The organism is Nocardia sp. TBRC8007 (genome assembly GCF_056629435.1).
On record NZ_JBWSOR010000023.1, the window covers coordinates 1 to 10381 of the forward strand.

The 10381-nt window shown below is 58.5% G+C and carries 9 protein-coding genes and 4 pseudogenes; 10 read left to right on the top strand and 3 right to left on the bottom strand.

What is annotated here, in order from left to right:
• Nucleotides 1–720 (top strand): annotated as a pseudogene (locus ACX4ZE_RS16305) (IS3 family transposase); the annotation flags it as partial.
• Here ACX4ZE_RS16305 and ACX4ZE_RS16310 read toward each other — a convergent pair.
• Nucleotides 690–986 (bottom strand): transposase, encoded by a 297-nt coding sequence (locus tag ACX4ZE_RS16310; protein WP_480274294.1) that lies wholly within the window; start codon nt 984–986, stop codon nt 690–692. The pseudogene ACX4ZE_RS16305 and the gene ACX4ZE_RS16310 overlap by 31 nt on opposite strands.
• A gap of 160 nt (nt 987–1146) precedes the next feature.
• Here ACX4ZE_RS16310 and ACX4ZE_RS16315 point away from each other — a divergent pair, with 160 nt between their 5' ends.
• The 7 genes and pseudogenes from ACX4ZE_RS16315 (at nt 1147) to ACX4ZE_RS16345 (ending at nt 6413) form a co-directional block, all read left to right on the top strand.
• Complete coding sequence (locus tag ACX4ZE_RS16315) at nt 1147–2151, top strand: MDR family NADP-dependent oxidoreductase (protein WP_480274295.1); 1005 nt, start codon at nt 1147–1149, stop codon at nt 2149–2151.
• Nucleotides 2152–2252: 101 nt separating this feature from the next.
• The gene (locus ACX4ZE_RS16320) at nt 2253–2681 is read left to right on the top strand and encodes a hypothetical protein (protein ID WP_480274296.1); all 429 of its coding nucleotides are present in this window, start codon (nt 2253–2255) and stop codon (nt 2679–2681) included.
• A gap of 20 nt (nt 2682–2701) precedes the next feature.
• A complete protein-coding gene (locus tag ACX4ZE_RS16325; protein ID WP_480274297.1) occupies nt 2702–4198 on the top strand; it encodes an MFS transporter in 1497 nt (498 codons plus the stop codon).
• Nucleotides 4195–5310 carry an epoxide hydrolase family protein gene (locus ACX4ZE_RS16330; RefSeq protein ID WP_480274298.1) on the top strand — a complete coding sequence of 372 codons (1116 nt, stop codon included), beginning with the start codon at nt 4195–4197 and terminating at the stop codon, nt 5308–5310. The genes ACX4ZE_RS16325 and ACX4ZE_RS16330 overlap by 4 nt, the downstream gene beginning before the upstream one ends.
• A gap of 176 nt (nt 5311–5486) precedes the next feature.
• Nucleotides 5487–5915 (top strand): annotated as a pseudogene (locus ACX4ZE_RS16335) (ISL3 family transposase); the annotation flags it as partial.
• Nucleotides 5913–6101 (top strand): annotated as a pseudogene (locus ACX4ZE_RS16340) (transposase); the annotation flags it as partial. The pseudogenes ACX4ZE_RS16335 and ACX4ZE_RS16340, both read left to right, overlap by 3 nt.
• Nucleotides 6102–6251: 150 nt before the next feature.
• Nucleotides 6252–6413, top strand: coding sequence for a transposase (locus ACX4ZE_RS16345; protein WP_480274299.1), 162 nt, complete (start codon nt 6252–6254; stop codon nt 6411–6413).
• 329 nt (nt 6414–6742) lie between these two features.
• Here the strand turns inward: ACX4ZE_RS16345 and ACX4ZE_RS16350 are convergent.
• Nucleotides 6743–7202 (bottom strand): annotated as a pseudogene (locus ACX4ZE_RS16350) (IS110 family transposase); the annotation flags it as partial.
• 702 nt (nt 7203–7904) lie between these two features.
• Between ACX4ZE_RS16350 and ACX4ZE_RS16355 the strand changes: the two are divergent.
• Both ACX4ZE_RS16355 and ACX4ZE_RS16360 read left to right on the top strand, forming a co-directional pair.
• Nucleotides 7905–8657 carry an AfsR/SARP family transcriptional regulator gene (locus ACX4ZE_RS16355; RefSeq protein WP_480274346.1) on the top strand — a complete coding sequence of 251 codons (753 nt, stop codon included), beginning with the start codon at nt 7905–7907 and terminating at the stop codon, nt 8655–8657.
• A gap of 89 nt (nt 8658–8746) precedes the next feature.
• The gene (locus ACX4ZE_RS16360) at nt 8747–9241 is read left to right on the top strand and encodes a hypothetical protein (RefSeq protein WP_480274300.1); all 495 of its coding nucleotides are present in this window, start codon (nt 8747–8749) and stop codon (nt 9239–9241) included.
• Here ACX4ZE_RS16360 and ACX4ZE_RS16365 read toward each other — a convergent pair.
• On the bottom strand, nt 9217–10239 hold the full coding sequence (locus ACX4ZE_RS16365; protein ID WP_480274301.1) for a ketoacyl-ACP synthase III family protein: 1023 nt from the start codon (nt 10237–10239) through the stop codon (nt 9217–9219). The genes ACX4ZE_RS16360 and ACX4ZE_RS16365 overlap by 25 nt on opposite strands.
• Nucleotides 10240–10381 lie beyond the last annotated feature (142 nt).

The window sequence follows — 10381 nt, forward strand, 5'->3', positions numbered from 1 at the left end:
TAATTCTGAAATCTGCGTCGGTTTTCTTCGCGGCCGAGCTGGACCGGCCCCAGCGCTGATCGTCAGATACATCAGCGACCACCAGGGCCACCGCGTCGACAGTGGCCTGCGATGGGGTGTCGAGTCGATCTGGGCCGCGCTCACCGAGCTCGGCGTCAAGATCGCCCCATCGATGTATTACGAACACCGCCGGCGGGTTTCAAGCAAGCGGGACCGCCGCGACGAGGAACTGAAGGTGGATATCACGCGGGTCCACCGCGAGAACTACGGCGTCTACGGTGTCCGGAAAGTATGGTTGCAACTCAATCGCGAGGGCATCGAGGTGGCCCGCTGCACCGTGGAGCGACTGATACGGCAGCTCGGGTTGCGGGGCGCGGTCCGTGGTCGGATCAAACGCACCACGATCGCCGATCCGGCCGCCGCACGGCCGGAGGATCTGGTGCAGCGCAGGTTCGCGCCGATGGCGCCGAACCAGCTGTGGGTGGCCGATATGACCTATGTGCCAACCTGGTCCGGCTGGGTCTACGTAGCGTTCGTGATCGACACTTACGCACGCAGGATCATCGGCTGGCGTACTGGCACCACGATGACGACCGAGCTGGTGCTCGATGCGATCGAGCACGCCATCTGGACCCGCGAAAGAGCAGGATGGGATGTGAAAGATGTTGTGCACCATACTGATGGGGCAGTCAATACACCTCGTTCTTCTGCTCGAGCAGACGGTTCCGGCGGCGCAATTCCCGCAGTTCATCCGACTCGACACTGGTCGTTCCGGGCTTGACGCCTTCGTCAATATCGGCTTGACGCATCCACTTGGTCAACGTCATCGGGTGAATCCCGAAATCAGCGGCGACCTGTTCCAAAGTCACGCCTTCTTCGCGGTTGCGGGCGACCCGGACCACATCGTCACGGAACTCCTGCGGGTAGGGCTTGGGCACGATGACAGCCTTCCAGGATTGCCTGTCGGCAAGCCAGATCGGTGTCACCTATCCGTGCAGCAGCCCCGGATCCAACCTTATGTGATACGAATCATAGAGGTCATTCAGTGACCTATTGCCGTCCTAGCTTTCTGGATGTATCGATTTCCTAGGAAAGGACACCGAGTTGGCAGCCACTTCAGCATTCCCGAGGGAATACACCCGAATCGTGCTCGCAGAACACCTTGTCCAAGAAGTAGAGGACAGCCAGTTCAGAGCCCGCACCGTCGAAACCAGGGAATTAGGGAAAGGCGAGGTGTTTGTCCGCATTGATTTCGTCCAGGTCGTTACGGCATTCACCGATCTCATGCGTGCCGACGCGGAGATCCCGATGCCGCCGTATCAGTTGAACGACACCGTCGGCGGTGCTGTTGTAGGGACCGTGCTTGAGTCGCGATCCGTGGACTTCGAAGTGGGGGACCTGGTCTTTGCGTTCAGCGGCTGGAGCGAGTATCAGATCGCCGATGCCGGGAAACTGACCAAGCTCGACCGGAATGTCGTCCCAAGTCCTGCCTATTACCTGAATCAGGGTGTCACCGCTTATTACGGCATGGTTGATATCGCCGGAGTCGGGTCAGGGGATGTCGTCTACGTATCCGGCGCGGCCGGTGGCGTGGGATCCCTTGCCGGTCAGATCGCGAAGATCCGTGGAGCCGCCAGGGTGATCGGCAGCGCTGGCACAGACGAGAAGGTTCGCTATCTGGTAGAAGAGCTGCATTTTGACGCAGCCTTCAACTACAAGTCCGGAGATCTGGTTGAGAACATCACCTCGCTGGCTCCCGACGGCATCGATGTCTTCTTCGACAATGTCGGCGGCGATCAGTTCGAGGCGGCGATTCGTGTGGCGAAGACACACGCTCGCTTCGCCCTATGCGGTGCGCTGTCGAGCCAAGTAGCCAAGGATCCGGGTAGCTGGCCGCAGCTGAATCTGATGACTGCAATCACCAAGCATCTCAAGATTCTTCCGTTCGCCACTTACCACACGCCGAAGCAGATTCAGGACTGGGCAACACATTTCGGGCTGTGGCTTTCGGAAGGAAAGCTGGTCTTCCCGCATACTTCCTTGAAGGGTCCTATCACCGACGCGCCAGTGATGTTGAAGGATCTCATCAACGGTAAGTACTGCGGCAACGTCACGCTTGAGTTGGAGCACGCACCGCTGCCCGGAAGATGAAAGCATTGTTCGAGTAGTCCTCTAGCTTGTCTGTGTAACCCTTCTCATGCATTCGTCCTGGACGAAACGAGCTTGCAGGGAAACAAATGAGAAGATCCATCATGGCTATAGCCATTGCGGTTGTCACAGCAGCGGCTCTGCTCAGCGCTGGAGCCACCAGCCAGGCGCAGGCATGCCAGGGAGCCGATGCTCGCGGAGGCTGGAATGTCACTGTGTCCTACGAGAAAGTCACACACACCGCCAGAATCGACTACGAACATTCCGGCGGGGCGGTCCTGTCCGACGGGCCGCCACCCGGTGGCAGAGGTTTCGGGCACTGGGAAAAAACCTCGAAGTGCGGTTTCTATGCACGAATACAAGAAGTGCTGATCTCCGACGGAGAATATCTCGGACGGATTGATATCGACTATGACGCTGTTCTCGCCGGTCGGGACAGCTATACATCCACAGGGATTTCCACGGTCTACGACGTAAAGGACAACCCAATCAAGTCCGTGACATCGTTGCAGAGCGCCACCCGAATACACTAGAAGAACTGGGAGGAAATATTGTGCACCAAGCAGCGGAGGTGTGGAAAGAAGAACCCGTAATTCGGGATCAGTCCAAATGGTTCGGGTTGGCAATCATTCTCGCGGCAGCATTCATGGATCTGGCTGATGTCACGATCGTGAATATCGGGTTGCCGTCCATCTCGGCTGATCTCGACCCCTCGCCCGCAGGGCTGCAATGGATTACGGGAGGTTACTCCGTGACCTTTGCGGCCACCATGATCATCGCTGGTAGGCTGGGTGATATCTCCGGACGGAAACGTGTCTTCATGGTGGGTATCGCGATTTTCACCCTCTCCTCATTTCTCGCCGGGATCGCACTGGATGCGGGCATGCTCATCGGGGCCAGGATTGTTCAGGGTATCGGTGCCGGGTTGATGGTTCCCCAAGTCCTCTCCATCATAAACGTTACATTCGAAAAAAATGAAAGAGCAAAAGCATTCGGAATGTATGGCGCCACCATAGGCCTCGCCACTGTCTTGGGTCAGCTGATCGGCGCCTCCCTGATCGAGCTCGACCTAGCGGGAACCGACTGGCGGGCCATCTTCCTGGTGAATGTTCCTGTCGGCGTACTCGCAATCGTTCTCGGAATACGGTTTCTAAAGGAGTCCTCAGATCGGAAATCCGAGGGGATCGATATACTGGGTGCAATCGGGTTCGCGGCAACGTTGTTCCTGATGTTGATCCCGGTCACAGTCGGACGCGAAGAGGGATGGCCGGTGTGGTGTTGGTTGATGATGGCGCTGGCCGTCGTTGTCGGTGCCGCAGTTGTCTATCATCAGATCGTGGTTGAACGTTCCGGAAAGAATCCACTGGTACCGCTGCGAATATTCGAAAAACGGTCGACAATGGGTGGATTCGTGGTTCAGGTGTTCTTCGCCACGGCTTCGGGCATGTTCTTTCTCACCTGGATCATGTACATGCAGATGGGGCTCGGTTGGTCGCCGATGCGGGCCGCGACGACAGGCCTCGCCTTCGCGATTGCTGCAGCTATCTCTTCCGGGATTGCGATCCAAATACTGGCGCCGAGAATCGGACGGGGAACCCTCTTCATCGGTGCAGGCCTCATGCTCGCGGGCGCAATCTTGTTTCTGGTTCTCACCGAGAAAACCGACATGACGCCGATGATCATGGTTGCCCCGCTGGCAGTGATGGGACTGGGTATGGGCGCTATCGTCTCGCCGCTCGCCGACCTTGTTTTGACCGAGGTGGATTCAGCGGAGACCGGATCAGTTTCGGGCGTCTTCAATACTCTGAACCAGGTCGGTTTGGCAGTCGGCATCGCCTTGACGTCCTTCGGATTCTTCGCCGTACTGGACAACCACGTAGAGGCTGACCCGGTCAGTTCCTATACGGCAGCCTTCCAGACGAGCCTGCTATGGATCATCGTTTTGCTGATCGTAGTCATGTCGACCGTCTTGATCATCCCGTCCCGGCTGCGGTTGACCACCGCCCTGAGAGCCGGTGACTTCGAAACGAGCGAGAGAATGAGAGCATGAGCACAGACCCGGCGGTCGATCTCTTCACCATAGACATTCCGGAGTCCGCGTTGGCTGATCTAAGAGCTCGATTGCGAGGGACACGCTTCACTTACGCTCCCGGATATCTCGGGAGTGACGCCGGAGTCGAAGCTACCCGAGTCGAGGATCTGGTACACAAATGGGCCATCTTTGATTGGCGTGGTGTTGAAGCAAGGCTGAACAACCTCGCGCAGTTCGTCACCGCCATCGATGGCCAGAGATTCCACTTCGTCCATGAGAAGTCGGATTCCGAAAGCGCCATCCCGATACTCCTGCTGCACGGATGGCCGACTTCGTTCATCGACTTCGAGCCGATCATCGACGGCTTGACGGGATCGGATGGGCCGCGCTTCGACGTAGTGGTTCCGTCACTACCGGGGTTTGCTTTCTCCGGGCCTCCCGTAGAAAGCGGCTGGGGCCGATACCGGACCGCGCGAGCGTTGGTCGAACTGATGGGTAGATTGGGATACGACAGATTCGCTGTTCACGGCGGCGATCTCGGATCGTATATCGCAGTGGAGTTGGCCAGGCGATTTCCCTCGAATATCATCGGCATACATGTGAATCAGCTCTATTCGATGCCGAGCGGCGAGCCTGCCGAGCTGGACGGCCTGAGGGCGGAGGACAAGGAGGCTGTCGTCAGGATGAAGCGTTTCATCGAGACCAAGATGGCCTACATCAAGCTGCACTCGACTCGGCCACTGGATATTGCACACGCGCTGGCGGATTCACCGGCCGGGCAATTGGCGTGGGCTGACCAGCTGTACGGTCCCAGCTTGCCCGACGAGTTCATCCTTACCACCGCATCACTGTATTGGTTCACTGAAACTATGAGTTCGGCGATCCGATTCTATTGGGAGGACGGTGATATAGGGGAACGTAATCCACCAGTCGACCCTCCCACCGAGGTTCCGGTAGGTGTGGCGTCGTTTCCGTGGGATTTTTCCGGAATCCGTAGACTGGCAGAACGCGATCATACCAAGATTGTGCGTTGGATGGAGATGGATTTCGGTGGTCACTATCCAGCCCAGCAAGCACCGGAACGGCTGCTCGCCGAGATCGAGGCGTTCTTCGGGAAAGACGTAAGCTGAGGAGTGGGCTCTGCCCTATCGGCCACAGAGGCTTTCAATGCTGGGCTTCGCCTCCGACCCCGTTTTCAGGCCGAGCTGCCAGCCTGCCGTTGCTGCCAGCCTGCCGTTGGCACCGAATGGTTATCCAAACGCTGGCTCTGTCCCGCTTTCGGTGGTGACTCGGGGGGCGGCACGATGTGCTGGTGGGTGATGTGAATATGTCTGTGGGCGTGGCATTTTTGGGATTGTCGCCGTTGTTGGTGGAGGAGGTCAGTGACGAGGGTTCTTGGATCAGTGTGCGGGTCCGGACCCCGGATCGCTCGGCAGCGTGCTCGGGCTGTGGTGCGGTGTCGGACAAGGTGCACAGCTATCACCAGCGCACTGTCGCTGGTCTGCCACTGGATGGGCGTGCGGTACGGGTGCGGCGGCTGGTGTGCCCGACTGTGTTCTGTCGCAATACTTTTCGTGAGCAGGGACCGGGAGTGCTGGAGCGCTACCAGCGACGCACCATGTGTCTGATCGGGCAGGTTCGGTCGGTAGTGCGGGAGCTGGCCGGACGGACCGGAGCCCGGCTACTGGCGCGGCTGGGGATCGGGCTGTCATGTTATACCGCAATATGGGTGCTGCAGGGGATCTTGTTCGTGTTGATCACCGGGATCGGGTGGGAAGACCTGCCGCAGGAACTGAGGTTCGGGTCCGGGATGACCTGCTGGCGCAGATTGCGGGACTGGCAAGCCGCCGGGACCTTCGAGCAGATCCATCAAGCCGTGCTCGCTCGTGCCCATACCGCCCGGTTGATCGATGTCGACCGGGTTCAGCCTCTACGCGGGCGGGCGGGCCGGCCTCGTCGCCGACTCACCAACCTGATCGCAGACAAGGGATACCACTACCCCAGCGTGTATTCCTAGCTGAGACAACGCCATATCACCAGCTACATCGCTCGCCGTGGCACCCGCGACACGGTGACCGCCGGTCGCTGGATCGTCGAGCAGACCTTCGCCCTGCTACACCAATACCGGCGGCTGGCCATCCGATGGGAACGCCGCACCGACATCCACCACGGATTCCTCAACCTCGCCGCCGCTCTCATCTGCTGGCGACGACTCAGCAACCGAACCCGATAGGAGCTCTGAGCCCACCCACTTCCTCGCTTTCCTCACCCTCGCCGCGACGTTGACCTACTACGCGAAACTCGCGAAAACAACCACATGAGGCATAGTTGGATAAATGACATTAAGACTAACCAGCAATGCGACAGCGTACTGAAAAATATGTAAAAAATACACAACTACCGAAAGGTGTGGCGCTAGAGATTGTTTTTCGCTGTAGAATTCGGAATAAGGAATCATTCGGAATCGGGGATGGGATCGCCATCTTTCGATTGCTTACCGAATAAAGTGAATTTAAAGTAAACTCTAGCACAAGGAGCGTCAGTGTGACCCGAACTATCATTCATATCGCGCAGCAAGATGTGCAATTGGCTGACAGATCGAGTTCTGTTTTCGGACAGGGTCTTGCGTCGCTCGTCGAGTAGGGCGAAGGAGTCGGCGTGCATTTCGGCGTATACCGGACGGGCATCACCCTGCGACGCTGGCTGCCGCTGCGGCATCGATACGGTCGTTCTTGCGCCGGTCGCCGCGGGAGAGCTGCCGAACTCGCGCGGTCGCGGAAGGTGCCACGTCGACTATTGCCTCGCCAGCGGCGACCAGCCACTGTGCCAGGTGGTGGCCGAGGCCTTCGGCGTTTTCCACGGCCCAGGTGTGTTCGGGCCATTGCCGTGCCCAGGCCAGCAGCTGTCGGTAGCCGACATGGCCGGCGTCGATGCGAAGCGATCCCCGATCGGAATTCGTCGCCGGATCCAGCGCGGTCGCCGTGTGAGTGGACTTGTGGGGATCAACGCCGATCAGCATCATCAGGTGCGGTTTCCTCGCCTCGTCGAATGGGGTGATCCACAGCCGACAGGTCGACTTCCAGAACCCTTCGCAGCAAGTAGTCATCACGCCTCTGTCGAGTCGGACCGTGAACGGAGACCAGGCGGTGGACATATCGCGAGCAAGTCAGCTACACCGGCGACAGACAGTTGGCGATTCACCCGCCCGGTCACCTACGGGACGTTACGAGGTAGCGAACCTCGACCACGAACCGCTGCGTATAGATGAGTCGGCGGTTCAATCCGGGGAGCTTCAACATGGAGCAAACCAATGTCCTTCACCTTTTCGGAACAGGATGCGATTGTTCTGGCCAAGAGTGCGATCTGATCCGGGGATGGAGGGCTGATGCCAGTTTTTGCTGGTTACAAAGGAATGTAGAGCTCTTCGAGTACCGTATAGAGCTATGGCTCAGGACAATCCGCGTTTCCTGAGCGGCTCCCCGCTGCCACGCCGACAGCAACCTGCAGCATCGCAGGCTGGTTCATTGTCCGCGCCTGAGTGCTCCGGTTAGCGCAGTTTCGCTGCCATTGCGGGGACCTCCACTGGATGGTTCTCTAAATAGAGACCGAATAATTCGACGTAGAGAAACTTTCGATACTTGGAGGGGTTCCTGCAATGGATGCGACCGTGTTGGGGCAATTCACCGTCACGCTAGAAGGCCAATCTATAGTCCCTACTGCCGCAATGCCGAGGCAGCTACTGAGCCTCTTGGTGCTACGGAGATCTAAAATTGTGACTCAAGACACACTTATCGACGAACTGTGGGGTGAGGCTGTGCCATCGAGTGCCCCAACAACCATTCAGACGTACGTGATGAAGCTACGCAAGCTCATCGACTCGGTGCTGACCGGCGCCTATCGCGGAAAGGAGATCCTGGTGACGCGGACCGGCGGTTACTCGATGGAGGTGGACGACGATATGTGGTCGCTCGATTTGGACACCTTCCGTTCGCACAGTAGACTGGGGGCGATCGCCTTCGAGCAAGGCAAGTTTGAGTGCGCCTCGTACCGATTTCGTGACGCGCTGGACAAATGGACCGGACCCGTCCTCCAGGACGTACGTCGCGGCGAGGCGCTGGAGATCGAGACGGTGCGGGTTGAGGCGGAGCGTGTGGCAGTTCTCGAACGCAAGATCAACGCTGACATCATGCTCAACGATCTCCCCACTGCAATCGCGGAGCTGCAGGTTCTCATGCGTGACGACCCGCTCAACGAGAACTTTTGCGCGCTCTACATGCTTGCGGCATACCGCTCCGGCTGTGCGGCGCAAGCGATTTCTGCATTCCACAGATTGCGGGATCGTCTCTCTCATGAGCTGGGGATAGAACCGGGACCGATATGTCAGGACCTCTTCCGAGCTGTGCTGCGGCGTAGCGAGGAACTCGGCAGCTTCAATCACGTCGCGCAATGGAACCCGCGATCGGCGCTTGTATCGTAGACGCATGCGGAGGCGGCCGTATTTCTCAAGGCTCGTTGCAAGGAGTCTGAGTATCGTGAGAGGCTAGTGTCGAAGCATATTCGAGATAGGTGATCGCAATCGAAAATTTTGCGTGCGAAAAATACCGTGAGGACTCCGGGACAGCCAGCCTTGGCGGCCATTCGGTCGGTGCTGCCGATTCGCTGGATTCGATTGCCGATCGCGTGCGAATGCTGTTCGCTAATACTGTTACACCCGAGGGCAAGAAGTGGACTGGCCGTAGTGTGGTAGCGGAAGCCAAATCGCATGGTCACGCCATATCGGAGGCTACACTGTCGGAAATCAAGAGCGGACAGGTGACCAACCCTTCTAAGCGAACGTTGGAGGCTCTTGCAGTCGCGTTTCGGGTTGATCTTTCCTACTTCGCGAACACCATCGATGATGCGGCGCAGCGGCGCGCGCAGCTCACCGAGCGCTATCGAGCTGTTGCAGAGAAGATCGGCTTACAGAACATCGAATATCGCCTCGGCTCGATGGATGACGCTATGCTGCGGTTTCTGGTAGAGATGCTGGAGACGGACTATGTCGACCCCGTCCAACTCTGACGCTCTTCGATCCGCACGATCATTGCCGACCAGCTGAACCCTCCGCCGACGCCCAGCAGGCAGACGATGTCCCCTGTGGCTACGCGGCCTTCGCTGATCGCGATGTGTAGACCAGCTATCTGGTCCCCTGCGCCGAGGTGCCCAACAGTGCGGCCCCAATCCCACAGCGTCCGTGCCCAATCCAGTTCCATCGGCGCCACCATTTGCGCTGACAGGCGTGCGCGCCCCATATTGGGCAGAACGAACAGCGAGACATCGCCGATGCCGATGCCTGCGCTCTCCAGTGCTCTGTCTAACACCTCGGACTGATGAGTTTCGAGCGCGCCGACGACGACCCCGAGCCCGAGCTCTCCGGTGCCTTGTACCTTGGGTTCTTGCAGGTCCAGCGGCCATCGATCGGAGGAGAATCGCTGTAGCGGACGCGAAAGCACCTCCAGATATGCTGCCGAGGCCTCCTCAATAGACAAGATCCTGGCTATGCGGTTGCCACCCGGCCTGAGAATCAACGCTGCGGCCCCATCAGCGTAGACGCTTCCCGGATCGCTCGACCACCGGTCGAACTGAGGAGAGGGGAACGTGTCCGCAGTCACAATCATCACAGTTTTGCCTTGCTGCGCATGCGGCAGGGCTAGCCCGACGGCAGCCAAGCCACCGTTAGACATCTGGCGAACCTCGATGGCAGTTGCGGTCACAGCACCGATCTCGTGCTGCAGATACGACATGACTGGCCAGAGCAAATGCCCTTCGTCGTGATTGCGGACATACAGGATCAAGTCGAGGTCGGTGCCGGACAGGTGGGCGGTGACAAGTGCGGCACGCGCGGCGGACACCGCCATTGATGGACCATCCGTGCCGCTCTTAGCCACGCAGACGGATTTGATGCCGGTGCGCCGCAGATCAGCCTGCGTGAATCCGTTCGGCAGCACGGCATCCTGGGAGAGCACACGTGGCGGGAGTTCGATTCCTGTGCTCGTGATGACGACATCGGAAATGTGCACGACTCGTTCACCCCGTTCTTATTCGTCGCTTGGATCTGTGATCGGCGAATACGGTACGGGCAGTGAGTCAACTATGACTGGAGTTCTAGTAGTTCTCGGTGATCTACTGTTCCTCCAGCGTGATGATGGTGAGCGGATGTCA

What these genes read in the sequence shown, in the direction of transcription:
- ACX4ZE_RS16320 (WP_480274296.1), top strand. Translation starts at nt 2,253, where the DNA reads ATGGCTATAGCCATTGCGGTTGTCACAGCAGCGGCTCTGCTCAGCGCT.
- ACX4ZE_RS16330 (WP_480274298.1), top strand. Translation starts at nt 4,195, where the DNA reads ATGAGCACAGACCCGGCGGTCGATCTCTTCACCATAGACATTCCGGAG.
- ACX4ZE_RS16355 (WP_480274346.1), top strand. Translation starts at nt 7,905, where the DNA reads ATGCCGAGGCAGCTACTGAGCCTCTTGGTGCTACGGAGATCTAAAATT.